The sequence below is a fragment of the Gordonia zhaorongruii genome (genome assembly GCF_007559005.1).
GTDB lineage: Bacteria > Actinomycetota > Actinomycetes > Mycobacteriales > Mycobacteriaceae > Gordonia > Gordonia zhaorongruii.
The window spans coordinates 1035094-1049480 of the sequence record NZ_CP041763.1 but is presented as its reverse complement, the minus strand read 5'-3'; the positions used below and the strand labels follow the sequence as shown (position 1 = coordinate 1049480).

Here is a 14387-nt window from a genome sequence, read left to right as displayed (position 1 = left end):
GAGCCCAACACTAGGTCATTGTTGAATCCGGTTCAATTGGCTATTGACTCCGATTCAACCGGACCTTACGGTGGTGACCATGACAACGCATGATGTAGAGATAGCGATCATCGGGGCAGGCTTCTCCGGCCTGGGTGCGGCGATCAGGCTCACCCAGGACGGCACCGACGACTACGTGCTCCTCGACCGGGGCGCCGACTTCGGCGGCACCTGGCGCGACAACGTGTATCCGGGCGCGGCCTGCGACGTGCCGTCCCACCTGTACTCCTTCTCCTTCGCCCAGAATCCGGACTGGTCGCGGTCGTACTCGCATCAGCCGGAGATCCACCGCTACATCAACGACGTCGCGGCAGAGCACCGCATCGGCGAGCGCACCTGGTTCAACACCGAGGTGAACCTGGCCGAATGGAGTGAGGACCAGGGCCGCTGGATCGTGGAGGCCACCCGCGACGGCGAGAAGGCGACCGTCCGTGCGCGCCACCTCATCGGCGGAGTCGGGCCGTTGTGCGAACCGAACCTTCCCGACATCGACGGCTTCGACGAGTTCGACGGCACCATCGTGCACACCGCCAAGTGGGACGAGGACTACGACTTCGCCGGTAAACGCGTCGCCGTGATCGGCACCGGAGCATCGGCCATTCAGGTCGCCCCGGAACTCGGCCGGATCGCCGGGCGGCTCGACGTCTACCAGCGCACCGCGCCGTGGATCATCCCCCGCAACGAGCGCCCGTACCTCGGCGCGGAGAACTGGGCCTTCCGCAACATCCCCGGTCTGCAGTCGCTGATCCGCGGCACCATCTACACCGCAAACGAGGTCGTCGCCGCCGGCATGACCTACGCACCCAAGGCGCTCAAGCCGGTCGAGGCGCTCTCCCGCGCGAACATCTTCCGCGGAATCCGCGACCCGGAACTGCGCGATGCCGTCACTCCGCGCTTCGCGGTCGGCTGCAAGCGCATCCTGAAGTCCAACGACTGGTACCCGATGCTGGACCGTCCGAACGTCGACCTGGTCACGAGTGGAATCGACAAGATCACCAAGACCGGGATCGTCGACAAGGACGGCACCGCGCGTGAGGTGGACGTCATCGTCGTCGCCACCGGTTTCCACGTCACCGACTCTCCCGTGTTCGAGGCCATCATCGGCGTCGGCGGCCGCTCACTGGCACAGGCGTGGGAGACCGACGGCATGCAGGCTTACAAGGGTGCGTTCATCCACGGCTTCCCGAACCTGATGCTGCTGATCGGACCGGCGACCGGACTCGGCCACACCTCGATGGTCTACATGATCGAATCGCAGCTCAACTACCTCGTCGACTACGTCCGCAAGACGAAGGAGGCGGGGATCGTCCGCACCGAGGTGAAGCAGGAGGCACAGGACCGCTACAACGCCGGTATCCAGCGCTCGCTGCGCAACAGCGTCTGGATCAACGGCGGCTGCGCATCCTGGTACAAGGACGCCAAGGGCAACGTGACGACGGTGTGGCCGGGCTTCACCTTCAACTTCCGCAACCAGACCCGCTCGTTCGACGTGGCCGCGTACGACGTGACCACGGCCGCGACCGATCGTGACGAGTCCGTCACCGCAGGTGCCTGACTCCTCCCGTTCCTGACCTCCTCCCTCTGAGAAAGAAGACCTCGTGAAAGACTTCCGTGACAAGATCATCGTGATCACCGGCGCCGGCTCCGGCATGGGCCGGGACCTCGCGGTCCAGCTGGCCCGCCGCGGCGCCAAGCTCGCGATCTCCGACGTCGACCCGGACGGCCTGGCAGAGACCGAGCGTCTCGCCGTCGAAGCCGGCGCACAGGTGCACGCCCAGCTCCTCAACGTCGCCGAACGCGAGACCGTCCTCGAGTACGCGGACACGGTCGCAGCGCATTACGGCACGGTCAACGCCGTGTTCAACAACGCCGGTATCGCGCATCACGGCGAAATCGAGTTCACCGAGTTCAAAGACATCGAACGCGTGATGGACGTCGACTACTGGGGCGTCGTCAACGGCACCAAGGCGTTCCTCCCCTACGTGATCGCCTCGGGCGACGGCCACATCGTCAACACCTCGTCGCTGTTCGGGCTCCTGTCCGAACCCGGTCAGGCCGCGTACAACTCGGCGAAGTTCGCAGTCCGCGGCTTCACCGAGGCGCTGAATCAGGAGATGATCGTCGCCGGGCACCCGGTGAAGGTCAGTTGCGTGCACCCCGGCGGCATCAAGACCGCCATCGCACGCAACGCGACCTCCTCCGGCGATCATGACGCGACGTCGACGGCCGAGTTCTTCGATAAGTACCTGGCGCGGATGACGTCCGAGAAGGCCGCCGAGGTCATCATCAAGGGCGTCGAACGCGAACAGGCGCGCATCCTCGTCGGCGCCGACGCGAAGCTCCTCGACATCGGCGTTCGCCTCGTGGCGTCGAAGTATCAGGCGATCAGCGCCCGGATCGTCGGATCGGCCATGAGCCGTATCTCGCGATAGAACTAGACTCCGCTCGTGCCCAGCCACCGGCCGGCCACAACGTGCGGATCTCCACCCTCCCGGACCTCGCGCACCAGTTGCGCGAGGTCCGCTGTGGTCAGCTCGCCTGCAACGCGACTGAGCGCCTTGAGCTGCGGCTTCGCCATCAGACCGCTGCGGAACACAGGTACCAGGGCCTGGGCGATCGGCGCGCCCTTCGACGGCAGCGCCTGGACATCGGTCAGATCGGGAACAGATGCGGCGTCGAGGGCGGTGATCAACCCGAGGGCATGCCCGTCCCGCACCCGCTGCACCAACTCCTCGCGGGAGTCGACCTGCTCGACGGCACCGTACCGGCACGCCTTCGCCGCACCGAGCGCCTCCTGCGGCGGCGCCTGCGTGGTCAGCAGCGGGAGACCGCCCGGAAACCTGCCGCATTCGGCGAGATCCTCGATGCCCGAGTGCTCGATCAGCCCCTGCCCGGCCAGAATCTGCCAACGATCACTCACCAGCGACGGGTCGCCGATCGAAACCTGTTGCGGCAGTGACCGGTTGACGTCTGCAAGGACGTCCTCGGGGGTCAGCGCCTTCGGTGCTGGAGTCAACTGGCGCAGGAGATCGCCGGTGTACGCGGGGTAGACGCCGACATCGCCCGATGCGACGTCGTCGATCAACTGGTCACCGTCGGGCGCGGCATCGAGCGTGTGCACCTTCAGTCCGGTCCGGGCGAGAGCTCCGGCGTAGATCGCGGCCGCCGTCCGCATCTCGGGCGTCCCGTCGTGGCCCACCCGGACGACCGGATCGTCCGCGCCACCGCACGCGGTCAGCGCCACAGCCGCCAGCACGGCTGCCACGAGTGCCGCCAGGGTCCGTCGTTGAGTGCGCATCGTGGACCACGTTAGCCGACCACTCCCCGTTCGAGCGCTCATGCCGCAGCGACGAAGCCGGTGACCGAGGTGGCGATCAGGTTGACGGCGATCGCAGCCAGCAGCAGACCCGCGATCTTCGCGAGCAGGGTGATGCCGCCGATCTTGAGGATCCGGATCAACGCGGTCGAGTACAGCAGCGCCAGGCACACCACGACGTGGGCGGTGACGATGGCGGCGGCGATCGCCCAGTACGCGCTGCCCTCTCCGTGCGCCTCACTCACCGCCACGATCACCGCGGCGATCGCACCGGGGCCCGCGAGCAACGGGGTACCGAGCGGGACCAGCGCCACGTTGACCTCGTCATCGGCCTGCCCCGACGGGTTCGCTCCCATGCCGGTGAGCAACTGCAGGGCCACCAGCAGCAACAGGAGACCGCCGGCTCCCTGCAGCGCCGGTATCCCGATGTGCAGATAGCCGAGGATCGCGCGCCCGCCGATCGCGAAGAGCGAGATGACGAAGAGCGACACGAGGGGCGCCTGCCACGCCGCTCGTCTGCGGTACTCCGCCGACCGGCGTCCTACCAGCGAGAGGAACACCGGAACCTGGCCCGGTGGGTCCATGATGACGATGAGGGTGATGGCGGTCGCGGTGTAAACGGACACATCGAACAGCACCGCTCGAGTGTAGGGTCTCGACGGCTCCCGCGTGGGTATCATCACTGCGATGCCATCGATTCCCCGGATGCTGAACCCCGGTAACCGTGATCACGGTCGCGACCCGGCCGGTCCGCGTCTGCCGCGAGTACCCGCCGCGCGCGCGGTCATCGACTGCGGCGTCTACGTCGACGGCGTGCGGCAGGAGGCGCCGAACGACTTCCGGAAGGCACTGGAACAGGTCCGCTCCGCGGAGCGCGGATTCATCTGGCTGGGTCTGCACGAACCCGACGAACAGCAGATGGACGACGTGGCCACGGCGTTCGCGCTGCATCCCCTCATGGTCGAGGACGCGGTCCACGCGCATCAGCGTCCCAAGCTCGAGTTGTACGACGACACCGTCTTCCTGGTGCTGCGAACCATCAGCTACGTCGACCACGACTCCCTCGAGGTCGCGAACGACATCGTCGAGACCGGCGAGATCATGGTGCTGGCCGGCCGGGACTTCGTCATCACCGTCCGGCACGGCGATCACACGCACCTCGCCGGGGTGCGGCAGCGGATGGAGCAGACGCCCGAGCATCTCGCTCTCGGCCCGGCGATCGTTCTGCACGCGGTCGCCGACCGAGTGGTGGACAGCTACCTCGCCGTCGTGTCCGAGATGGAGACCGACGTCGACGAACTGGAGGAGCGGGTCTTCTCCGCATCGTCGAACAATCTGGACATCGACGTCGTCTACAAGTTCAAACGCGAGGTCCTCGAACTGCAGCGGGCGGTGTACCCGCTGACCGTCCCGATGGCCCGGCTCTCCGGGAACAAGCGAGATCTGGACGTCTCCCCGGTTCGTTTCGAGAAGACCAGCCTGTCGGCGGACGGCAAGGAGGTCCGCAGGCACTTCCGCGACGTCGCCGACCACCTGACGACCGCATCGGACCTGATCGAGGAGTACGACGAGCGTCTCACCACTCTGCTCAACGCGGCGGCGACGAAGGTGAGCATCCAGCAGAGCACGGACATGCGCAAGATCTCGTCGTGGGCCGCCATCGCCGCGGTTCCGACCGCGGTGGCCGGAATCTACGGGATGAACTTCGACTTCATGCCCCTGACCCACTACAAGGCCAGCTATCCGATCCTGCTGATCCTGATGGCGATCACCTGCGTGCTGCTGTGGCGCACGCTCCGGAAGAACCACTGGCTCTGAGGCGACGCCTCGCATCGCCGACGCACGCGTATGCGCGCCTGACTCGACGGCGACCGCACCGATACCGCAGATCGCGTGCTGGAGAAATGCGAGCGGCTATCCCGGAGTGACCGCGGCCCGTCTCGGATCCGACGTGTCGACGCCCGCCTCGGTCCACGCCTCGCGCAGCGCATCGGCACCTTTGAGCCGTACCCAGGCCGCCTCGTTCGCCGTCACCGGGACCGCGCGCAGGAACCGCACCGGGTCGGCGGGCTCATCGAGACCGAGGTCGGGTATCTCGGAGTCCGCACTCAGCAGGAACGCCGAGCAGATGGCGCCCGACCACAGCGGCTCCTGCATATCGACCAACGAGTCCGCTTCCAGGACCAGCCCTTCCACCGACGGCGCTGCCGCGAGAGTCGCCAGCGACTTGTGCAGGCCTGCCAACGCCGACACCGCGCGCATACCGACGGTGACCTCGACCCGCGGCCCGCGCACCGGATCGGGTGCGAGATCAGACGGATCGTGCATCGGATGCCGAGAGCAGCCGACGGTGGCGAAGGTCAGCCGATCACCGTCGACGAACCGCAGCACCTCGATGGCTTCCACCCCGAGGAACGTCACCGACGCGCGCTGCGGCTGACTTCCGACGATCTTGGACACATGCGCGATCACCCGATCGGTGATCGACCCCGAAGACGAACTCACCTCACCAGTGAATCACGGGCGCAGCGAGGCCCCGCTCTCCGTGTCGAAGACGTGCAGACGGTCGGGGTTCAGCGCCAGGGTGAGGCTGCCGCCCCGGGCCGCCTTCGTGTACGGAGCCAGTCGGGCGACCTTCTGACCGCCCGCCGTCGTGGACCCCAGATCCTCGGCCAACTGCGACAGCACCGCGTCGGCGCTGCCGGGCGACTCCAGCCCGAAGTACACGTACTTGTCCGACCCCATCGATTCCACCAGGTCGACGGTGACGTCGAACGTCCGGAAGTTCTCGAGTTCGGCAGTGTGGGTCAGGGTCGCGTCCACCAGGTGCTCGGGGCGGATGCCGACGAGGACCTCACCGTTGCTCCCGACCTCCTTCGCCCGGCGGGCGATCTCGGTCTGATCGTGGAACTCGAGGTTCCCGATCGCCGTTTCCGCGCCGGTCGCGGTCAGGGTGCCCGGAATGAAGTTCATCGCAGGTGAGCCGATGAACCCGGCGACGAACAGGTTGGCCGGGTGGTCGTACAGGTCTTGCGGCGACCCGATCTGCTGCACGTGACCGGCACGCATCACCACCACCCGATCGCCCAGCGTCATCGCCTCGGTCTGGTCGTGCGTGACGTAGACGGTGGTGGTACCCAGCCGGGCCTGCAGGCTCGCGATCTCGGTGCGCATCTGCACGCGCAGCTTCGCATCCAGGTTCGACAGCGGCTCATCCATCAGGAACGCCTTCGGCGACCGGACGATGGCGCGGCCCATCGCCACCCGCTGACGCTGACCGCCCGACAGGTTGGCCGGCTTGCGGTCGAGGAACTCGGTGAGATCGAGGACCTTGGCTGCCTCGTCGACCTTGGCCGTGACCTCGGCCTTCGACAGCTTGGCGAGCGTCAGCGGGAAGGCGATGTTCTCCCGAACGGTCATGTGCGGATAGAGCGCGTAGCTCTGGAACACCATCGCGATGTCGCGGTCCTTCGGTGCGCTCTCGTTGACGCGCGCCCCGCCGATGCGGAGTTCACCGGAGGTGATGTCCTCGAGTCCGGCGATCATGTTGAGCGTCGTCGACTTCCCGCAGCCGGACGGACCGACCAGGATGACGAACTCGCCGTCGGCGATCTCGATGTGCACGCCGTGCACGGCTGTCGAGCCGTCCGGGTACTGCTTGGAAACGTTGTCCAGAACGATGTCGGCCATGGGTTATCCCTTCACGGCGCCGGAGGTGAGGCCGGCCACGATACGGCGTTGGAAGAAGAGCACGAAGATGATGATGGGGATGGTGATGACGACGGCGGCCGCCGCGATCGCGCCGGTCGGTTCCTCGAACTGACTGACGCCGGTGAAGTTGGCGATCGCGACCGGCGCGGTCTGCGCCCGCTCGGTTGACGTCAACGACAACGCCAGGAGCAGGTCGTTCCACGCGAACACGAACACCAGGATGGCCGCGGTGACGACACCGGGCGCGGCGAGCGGAAGGATGACCCTGCGGAACGCCTGTGCCGGCGTAGCGCCGTCCATCTGCGCGGCCTTCTCCAGTTCCCACGGGATCTCCCGGAAGAACGCGGACAGGATGTAGATGGCCAGCGGCAACGCGAACGCCACGTACGGGAAGACCAGGCCTGCCCAGGTGTCGAACAGGCCGATGCTCCGCTCGATGTTGAACAGCGGCGTGACCAGTGAGATCTGCGGGAACATCGCGATGAGCAGCGCTGCACCGACGAGCACCTTCTTCCCGGGGAACTCCAGGCGGGCGACGGCGTAGGCCGCCATCGTGCCCAGAGCCACGGCGATCAGCGTCGTGATCAGTCCGATCCCGATCGAGTTGATGAGACTCGACGTGAAGAAGTCCGTCTCGAAGATGTTCTTGTAGTTCTCGAGTGTCCATTCCCCGGGAATGAACTTGCCGTCGGTGACGGTGCCCGTGCTCTTGAACGACAGGCTCACGATCCACCAGAGCGGGATGATCGCGTACAGCACCACCAGGATGTTGGCGATGAGCCACCCGGTGCGGCGACGATTGAGCGCGTTCATGCTCGTCTACCTCCCCTCGTCGTCGGAACCGGGCGCGGAGGCGCCGAACCCCTTGATGAACACGATCGCGATCAAAGCGACGCACAGGAAGATCAGGACGCTGATCGCCGACCCGATCCCGAGATTGAACGCCTTGAACAGGTTGTTGTAGCCGAGCATCGACACCGATCCCGTCTGATGGTTACCGGACGTCAGCACGTAGATGTTGTCGAACACCCGGAACGCGTCGAGCGTGCGGAACAGGAGCGCGACGAGAATCGCCGGTTTCATGAGCGGCAGGATGATCTTGAACAGCCTCGTCCACGGTCCCGCACCGTCGACCTGTGCGGCCTTCAGCAGATCGTCGGGGACGAGTGCCAGTCCGGCCAGCAGCAGGAGCGCCATGAACGGCGTCGTCTTCCACACCTCGGCGAGGATCACGATCGACAGGGCCGACATCTGCTCGGTCAGCGGCGTGCTCCCGTCGGGAAGCAGATTCGCCAGATAGCCGGTGCCCGGCGTCCACGCGTACTTCCACGAGATGGCCGCGGCCGCGGTCACGATGCCGTACGGCAGCAGGACGACGGTCCGGACCAGCCCCCGACCGAACAACGCTCGATGCATGACCATGGCGATCGCCATACCGAGGATGAACTCGATGATCACCGAGATGACGGTGATGTAGAGCGTCACCCACAGCGCGGTCCACCAGTAGCCGCTGCCGAGCACGGTTCCGTAGTTGCTGAGTCCGACGAACCGCTCCTCGCCGGGCTCGCGCAGGTTGGAGTCGGTCAGCGACAGCCAGATCGAGTAGATGATCGGATAACCGGTGACGATCAGCATCACCAGCGCGGCGGGCCCGGCGAGCAGCAGTGCGAGGCGGCGTTCGGATGACCGGCGGGCCGTCCCCTTCGCCGTGGCGCCGCGCGACCGGGGCTTCGACCCCGCAGGCTCGGCCTCCAGCACTCCGGCAGCCGGCGCACGGGATGATCCGGACTCGGTCGACGAAGCCGACTGTGCTGCCGGGCGCGCCGGTTCCTGCGGCGTCTCTGCGCGGGCCGGCCGTCCGGCCGGTGCCACCCAGACGTCCGAGTGGACCGTCGGGATGGGCCCGGTCTGCTCGACCGCCTTCTCCGGGACCCGTTCGTCGGGCATAGCGTGGCGCCCGGGTCTGGTGTCCGGCCCCGGCGCGTGCGGCGTCAGGCCACCCGGAGGCGTGCCGTCCGGGCGTCCTGTGCCGCCCGAGGCTTCGGTGCCGTCCGGATTCTTCGGTTCATCGGTCATGGGACGATCCCCTCCCCGTCGATCGCGCGCTGGGTGACCGCGGCGATCTCATCGGCCTTGCGCTCCGGATCCCAGCGCCCGGCCGGACTCAGCGTCGCGGTGATGGCCGTCGAGATGTCCTGGTAACGCGGCGTCGCCGGACGCGGAGCCGCGCCCTCGTCGAGCTGACGCCGGATCACCTCGCTCATCGGGTACGCGAGCTTGAACTCGGCGTCGTCGTACAGCGCCTCGCGGGTCGGCGGGGTGCCGCCGCGGACGCCGTACACCTTCTGCGCGTTCTCATCTGTGAGGCAGGCAGCCGCCTTGAAGGCGAGATCCTGCTGCTCGGACGTAGACGCGACACCGATGTTGAAACCTCCCGGTGTCGAGCGGGCAGGCTCGCCCTTCACGATGCCCGGGTAGGGAGCGAAGTCGAACTTCGTCCGCACCACCTTGTTGACCTGCGCGATCCGCGGATCCGTCGGGTTGTCGGCCGTTGCGTCGATGATGTCCTTGAACCCGGTGAGCGAGTCGCCCATGATCTGGGCCTCGCCCGCCGCACCGTTCTCCTTGATGCCGGCGAACACGAACGGCCAGTTGATCTCGAAGGCGCCGATGCCCTTCTCCATGCCGTCGCTCGCCGTGCCCTCATCCGAGTTGCTCAACGACGGGTCGGCTCCCGGCGCGGTCGCGACGGCGCGCATCACGCTCAGCGCCTTCACCGTGGCCGCCCGGTGCTCGGGGGTGTCGGTGAGCGTCACCTTCGTCGGGTCGTCCGGATCGAGGACCTCGCCGCCCGCGGATGCGAGCAGCGAGTTGAACCAGACCATCAGCCCCTCGTACTGCTTGGCCTGCAACAGGATCTGCGACGGTCCGCCCGCGTCCCCGATCTTGCGCGCATCGGCGAGCATCCCGTCCCAGGTGGTCGGCGCCGAACGCCGACCCAGGTCGTCCTTCATCACATCCGGCCGGTACCAGAGGAGCTGCGAGTTGGTCCACATCGGAATCGCGTACGGCCGCTTCGCCGGTTCGTCGTCGCGTTTCCACATCACCGTCTCGAGCGGACCCGCCAGCGTGTTCGCCTCGATCTCGGACGCCATGTCGCCCGGTACCGGAACAACCCAGCCCGCGTCGGCGAACTCGGCGGTCCAGACCACGTCCATGGCCATCAGATCCAGGCCCGCATCGTTGCCGGTGAGTCGGCGAGCGAGTTGGAGTCGCTGCATGTCCGCTTCCTTGGGAAGCATGTGGGTCGCGATCGTGTACTCGCCGGACGAATCGGCCGAGCACCGCTCCGCGACCTCGGTGATGTAATCGAAGCCGTCAGCGGCTGCGTAGATGTTGATGGTGCCCTGCTCGTAGTCCGCGCCGCACGCGGTCAATGCCGGCGTCGCTGCGGCAGCGGCCGCAACGAGCACTGCCGACAGCTTGGTCCGTAGCCGGCGCCGACGCGGTGGCGAAACACCGAAACCGTCGCCGGAGGAATCCTCGGGTCGCATGTCTCGCACTGCCTCCTGCCCTCTGCGGCACCGCGAGGATGCGCGCACCTGAGAAACAGCTAATGAAAGCTGATGTGCGAGTTAGGGTATCGCACGGCCGAGTGACACATCGCACATCCTGGGTGGGAGTGTCTCGCAGGCGTCAGGTAAGGCGGGTCCGCCACCTGTGCCGGTGGCGATGGCCGGACTAGATGGCGAGCCGGGCGAGGATGTCGCGCGCCTGCTCTGCGGTACGCGGATCGCAGAGGACGTCGTAGCGCCCCGCGACGAGTTGCATCGTCGACGTGAAGTCGCGCTGACCACGCGTCGCGGCGTACGGAATCGCCGCCGAGATCAACCCGAAGACCATGCCGGCGATCACACCGAACGCGATGGGCGCCCACACGTTCTGACCGGACGCGAACAGGCTGACCAACGCGCCGAAGAACAGGCCGAGCCAGGCGCCCGACACGATGCCGCCGCCGATCACCTTTCCCCAGCTCAACCGGCCGAGAACACGCTCCACCTGCATCAGGTCCACGCCGACGATCGTCAGGTTCTCCACCGCGAAATGACTGTCGGATAGGTGATCCACAGCGTGCTGCGCCTGCTCGTACGTGTCGTACGAGCCGACCGGCCACCCCTTCGGCGGCGTCGGCAATCCGGACATCCCTCGCATCGGATTCGTCATCGTCACTCCTGCCTCACGGAACTGGAGGGCGGCGACTTCTAAGCTAGAAGCCATGACGCCCACCCAGAAGGTCTACGTAGCCAGACTAGTCGGCCTGGCAGTTCTCGGTCCGGACGGCGAATCCATCGGCCGGGTCCGCGATGTGGTCATCTCGATGTACCTCCCCGGTCAGCAGCCGCGCGCTCTGGGCCTGGCCGTCGAACTGACCACCAGACGCCGCATCTTCGTGCCGATGCTTCGAGTCACCAGCATCTCCCCCGACGCGATCACCCTGTCGACGGGGCATGTGAACCTGCGGAAGCTGAGGTTGCGCCCGAACGAGGCGCTCGCCGTCGGCCAGATCCTCGACAGCCGGGTCCGGACCGACGACCCCGATTACGAGGAACTGCACGGCACCGACCTCGTCGTCATCGACCTCGCGGTGGAGCGCAGCCGCAGCCGGGACTGGATGGTCAGCCGGGTGGCGCTCCGCACGCTCCGCAAGGGCCTGCGGCGGCGCGGTGAGACCCTGACCGTCGAATGGCGCCACGTCCACGGGCTCAACCAACTCGAGCTCGCACGGCCCGGGCAGGCAGTGGAACGTGCGCTCACCCTGTACGAGGGCATGCGCGCCGCCGACGTCGCCAATGCCCTGCGCGAACTGCCTGCGAAGCGGCGGAACGAGATCGCCGCCGCGCTGGACAACGAGCGGCTGGCCGACATCCTGCAGGAGATGCCGACCGACGACCAGAGTGACGTCCTCGCCAGCCTGAAGCCCGAGCGCGCGGGCGACGTCCTGGAGGCGATGGATCCCGACGACGTCGCCGACCTGGTCGCCGAGCTGCCGACGTCCGAGGCGGAGGCCCTGCTGTCGAACATGGACCCCGAGGAGTCCGAATCGGTGCGCAGGCTGCTCATGCACTCCCCGGACACGGCGGGCGGCATCATGACGCCCGAGCCCCTCATCCTCACCGCGAACGCGACGGTGTCCGAGGCCCTGGCGCGCGTCCGCGACCCCGACATCAATTCCGCCGCCGCCAGCATGGTGTTCGTGGTCCGGCCGCCGACGAACACCCCGACCGGGAAGTTCCTCGGCTCCGTGCACACTCAGCGACTGCTCCGGGAACCGCCCGCCAACCTGGTCGGCGGCATTCTGGACGCCGAGATGCCGCGCCTGCGTCCGAGCGACTCGCTCGGGACGATGACCCGCTTCTTCGCCACCTACAACCTGGTCAGCGCGCCCGTCGTGGACGATGCGTCGCATCTGCTCGGTGCGGTGGCGGTCGACGACCTGCTCGATGCCCTGCTGCCCCACGACTGGCGTGAGGACGACTCGGAAGGACACCTCGTATGAGCCCGACCGGACGCCACCTCGACACTCCGGTCGAGACCCGCCATCGCATCCGCTTCAACCTCGACTCCGACGTGGTCGGCTTCTACAGCGAGCGCGTCGCCCGATTCCTGGGCACCGGACGGTATCTCGCGATCCAGACCGTCATCGTGATCGTCTGGATTCTGCTGAACGTCGGGGTGTTCGCGTTCGCGTGGGACCCGTACCCGTTCATCCTGCTGAACCTGGCCTTCTCGACGCAGGCCGCGTACGCTGCGCCCCTCATCCTTCTCGCCCAGAACCGGCAGGAGAACCGCGACCGCGTGTCGCTCGACGAGGACCGCAGGCGTGCAGCCCAGACCAAGGACGACACCGAGTTCCTGGCCCGCGAACTCGCTGCCGTGCGGCTCGCCGTCGGCGACACCGTCACCCGCGATTACCTGCGAAGAGAGCACGAAGATCTGGTCGACGAGATCGCTGATCGGCTGTTGGAGAAGCTCCGTGAATCACCGACCCCGGACCGATCGGGCGAATCCGATGCGACGGACGATTGAGTGGAATGTATGCTGACTCACAGTCGCGGGGGGTGAATGATTCCACACATTCGTCTCCAAGCGCGGTAACGACACTCAACTGGAGCTTCGCACTATGGGGATCAGCTTCTGGCACCACCGCCCGAACCGGGTGCATGTGCCGCGGCGCGCACTCGCCGCGGGATCGGGCGTCGTGATCGTCGGATCGCTGCTCCTCGGGGGCATGGCATCCGGCGCGGTCGCCGAGCCGAGCGCACACGGCCCGGTCGACGTCGGCGGACCCACGCTCGCGGCGGACTCCGCAACCACCGACTCGGTGATGCACATCGTCCCGGCATCCGGCGGACAGCTCGTCGGCTTCGCTCCGCCGGCGACGACCCCCGGCGGCTCCGACGGTGGCTCCGACGACGAGGCGGCCCAGTTCCGGATCGCCGCGAACCTTCCTTCCGGCCCCCTCGGTATCCCCGGCATCGTGTTGAAGGCCTACAAGATGGCCGCCAAGCGGGTCTCCTCCGAGACTCCGCAATGCAAGCTCCCGTGGTTCCTCCTCGCAGGCATCGGCCGCATCGAGTCCGGACACGCCGGGAACGGGAATGTGAACAGCTACGGCGACACCATCACCAAGATCCGCGGCCCGGTCCTCGACGGCTCGCTCGCCGGGAACGAGGTCATCACCGACACCGACGGCGGCAAGTACGACGGCGACAAGTCGCACGACCGCGCCATGGGGTCGATGCAGTTCATCCCGTCCACCTGGGCCAGCTGGGGATCGGACGCGAACGGTGACGGCAAGGACGACCCCGACAACGTCTTCGACGCCTCGTACGCCGCGGGCCGGTACCTCTGCGCAGGAGTCGTCGACATCATGAACGACGCCCACAAGGTGCAGTCGGTACTCCGGTACAACCGGTCGGTCCCCTACGCGAACAACGTCCTCGGGTGGGCCGCGGCCTACTCGACCGGCGTCATGCCGACGACGCCCATCCCCGAGATGAGCACCCCGAAGGACGACGACAAAGATAAGAAGAAGGATAAGGACAAGAAGGACGACAAGAAGAAGGACCGGAAGGACGAGAAGCCTTCCACGTCGAAGAAGAAGGACGAGAAGTCCGACGACGACAAGCCTACCAAGTCCAAGCCGTCCACTCCCCCGTCGACGTCGAAGAAGCCGCCGAAGAACTGCCTCGGACCGATCTGCCTGCCACCCCTGCCCGGTCCGCCGGTCCCCGGCCGCTGAGCGTCGGGCAGACTGCAC

At 66.9% G+C, this 14387-nt stretch carries 14 protein-coding genes; 6 read left to right on the top strand and 8 right to left on the bottom strand.

Annotated elements, in window-relative coordinates:
* The first annotated feature begins 79 nt into the window (after nucleotides 1-79).
* Together FO044_RS04745 and FO044_RS04740 are read left to right on the top strand one after the other, a co-directional pair.
* Entirely contained in the window at nucleotides 80-1594 is a 1515-nt protein-coding gene (locus FO044_RS04745) for a flavin-containing monooxygenase (protein WP_132993866.1), read from the top strand.
* A gap of 43 nt (nucleotides 1595-1637) precedes the next feature.
* Nucleotides 1638-2471, top strand: a complete 834-nt coding sequence (locus FO044_RS04740) for an SDR family NAD(P)-dependent oxidoreductase (protein WP_132993867.1) — start codon at nucleotides 1638-1640, stop codon at nucleotides 2469-2471.
* Nucleotides 2472-2473: 2 nt separating this feature from the next.
* Here the strand turns inward: FO044_RS04740 and FO044_RS04735 are convergent, their stop codons facing one another.
* Nucleotides 2474-3337, bottom strand: coding sequence for a glycine betaine ABC transporter substrate-binding protein (locus tag FO044_RS04735; RefSeq protein ID WP_165943113.1), 864 nt, complete (start codon nucleotides 3335-3337; stop codon nucleotides 2474-2476).
* Nucleotides 3338-3375: 38 nt separating this feature from the next.
* On the bottom strand, nucleotides 3376-3993 hold the full coding sequence (locus tag FO044_RS04730; RefSeq protein WP_132993869.1) for a MarC family protein: 618 nt from the start codon (nucleotides 3991-3993) through the stop codon (nucleotides 3376-3378).
* 49 nt (nucleotides 3994-4042) lie between these two features.
* Here FO044_RS04730 and FO044_RS04725 point away from each other — a divergent pair, with 49 nt between their 5' ends.
* A complete protein-coding gene (locus tag FO044_RS04725) occupies nucleotides 4043-5173 on the top strand; it encodes a magnesium and cobalt transport protein CorA (protein WP_132993870.1) in 1131 nt (376 codons plus the stop codon).
* Nucleotides 5174-5269: 96 nt separating this feature from the next.
* On the opposite strand, the gene FO044_RS04720 is transcribed toward FO044_RS04725, so the two are convergent.
* The 6 genes from FO044_RS04720 to FO044_RS04695 form a co-directional block, all read right to left on the bottom strand.
* Complete coding sequence (locus tag FO044_RS04720; protein WP_235831513.1) at nucleotides 5270-5860, bottom strand: suppressor of fused domain protein; 591 nt, start codon at nucleotides 5858-5860, stop codon at nucleotides 5270-5272.
* Nucleotides 5861-5872: 12 nt separating this feature from the next.
* Entirely contained in the window at nucleotides 5873-7045 is a 1173-nt protein-coding gene (locus FO044_RS04715; protein WP_132993871.1) for an ABC transporter ATP-binding protein, read from the bottom strand.
* 3 nt (nucleotides 7046-7048) lie between these two features.
* Complete coding sequence (locus FO044_RS04710) at nucleotides 7049-7879, bottom strand: carbohydrate ABC transporter permease (protein WP_132993872.1); 831 nt, start codon at nucleotides 7877-7879, stop codon at nucleotides 7049-7051.
* Nucleotides 7880-7885: 6 nt separating this feature from the next.
* Nucleotides 7886-9142 (bottom strand): carbohydrate ABC transporter permease, encoded by a 1257-nt coding sequence (locus FO044_RS15005; RefSeq protein WP_132993873.1) that lies wholly within the window; start codon nucleotides 9140-9142, stop codon nucleotides 7886-7888.
* Nucleotides 9139-10620 (bottom strand): extracellular solute-binding protein, encoded by a 1482-nt coding sequence (locus FO044_RS04700; RefSeq protein ID WP_143965365.1) that lies wholly within the window; start codon nucleotides 10618-10620, stop codon nucleotides 9139-9141. The genes FO044_RS15005 and FO044_RS04700 overlap by 4 nt, the downstream gene beginning before the upstream one ends.
* A gap of 187 nt (nucleotides 10621-10807) precedes the next feature.
* Nucleotides 10808-11290 (bottom strand): YflT domain-containing protein, encoded by a 483-nt coding sequence (locus FO044_RS04695; RefSeq protein ID WP_143965364.1) that lies wholly within the window; start codon nucleotides 11288-11290, stop codon nucleotides 10808-10810.
* 52 nt (nucleotides 11291-11342) lie between these two features.
* Between FO044_RS04695 and FO044_RS04690 the strand changes: the two genes are divergently transcribed.
* From FO044_RS04690 to FO044_RS04680, 3 genes are all read left to right on the top strand, one after another.
* A complete protein-coding gene (locus tag FO044_RS04690) occupies nucleotides 11343-12623 on the top strand; it encodes a magnesium transporter MgtE N-terminal domain-containing protein (RefSeq protein ID WP_143965363.1) in 1281 nt (426 codons plus the stop codon).
* Nucleotides 12620-13153 carry a DUF1003 domain-containing protein gene (locus FO044_RS04685; protein ID WP_143965362.1) on the top strand — a complete coding sequence of 178 codons (534 nt, stop codon included), beginning with the start codon at nucleotides 12620-12622 and terminating at the stop codon, nucleotides 13151-13153. Before FO044_RS04690 ends, FO044_RS04685 begins: the two co-directional genes overlap by 4 nt.
* Before the next feature lie 94 nt (nucleotides 13154-13247).
* A complete protein-coding gene (locus FO044_RS04680; RefSeq protein ID WP_143965361.1) occupies nucleotides 13248-14369 on the top strand; it encodes a lytic transglycosylase domain-containing protein in 1122 nt (373 codons plus the stop codon).
* Nucleotides 14370-14387 lie beyond the last annotated feature (18 nt).

Coding starts and splice junctions, on each gene's coding strand:
- FO044_RS04745 (WP_132993866.1), top strand. CDS start 80: ATGACAACGCATGATGTAGAGATAGCGATCATCGGGGCAGGCTTCTCC.
- FO044_RS04695 (WP_143965364.1), bottom strand. CDS start 11,290: ATGACGAATCCGATGCGAGGGATGTCCGGATTGCCGACGCCGCCGAAG.
- FO044_RS04735 (WP_165943113.1), bottom strand. CDS start 3,337: ATGCGCACTCAACGACGGACCCTGGCGGCACTCGTGGCAGCCGTGCTG.
- FO044_RS04700 (WP_143965365.1), bottom strand. CDS start 10,620: ATGCGACCCGAGGATTCCTCCGGCGACGGTTTCGGTGTTTCGCCACCG.
- FO044_RS04680 (WP_143965361.1), top strand. CDS start 13,248: ATGGGGATCAGCTTCTGGCACCACCGCCCGAACCGGGTGCATGTGCCG.
- FO044_RS04685 (WP_143965362.1), top strand. CDS start 12,620: ATGAGCCCGACCGGACGCCACCTCGACACTCCGGTCGAGACCCGCCAT.
- FO044_RS15005 (WP_132993873.1), bottom strand. CDS start 9,142: ATGACCGATGAACCGAAGAATCCGGACGGCACCGAAGCCTCGGGCGGC.
- FO044_RS04715 (WP_132993871.1), bottom strand. CDS start 7,045: ATGGCCGACATCGTTCTGGACAACGTTTCCAAGCAGTACCCGGACGGC.
- FO044_RS04690 (WP_143965363.1), top strand. CDS start 11,343: ATGACGCCCACCCAGAAGGTCTACGTAGCCAGACTAGTCGGCCTGGCA.
- FO044_RS04710 (WP_132993872.1), bottom strand. CDS start 7,879: ATGAACGCGCTCAATCGTCGCCGCACCGGGTGGCTCATCGCCAACATC.
- FO044_RS04725 (WP_132993870.1), top strand. CDS start 4,043: ATGCCATCGATTCCCCGGATGCTGAACCCCGGTAACCGTGATCACGGT.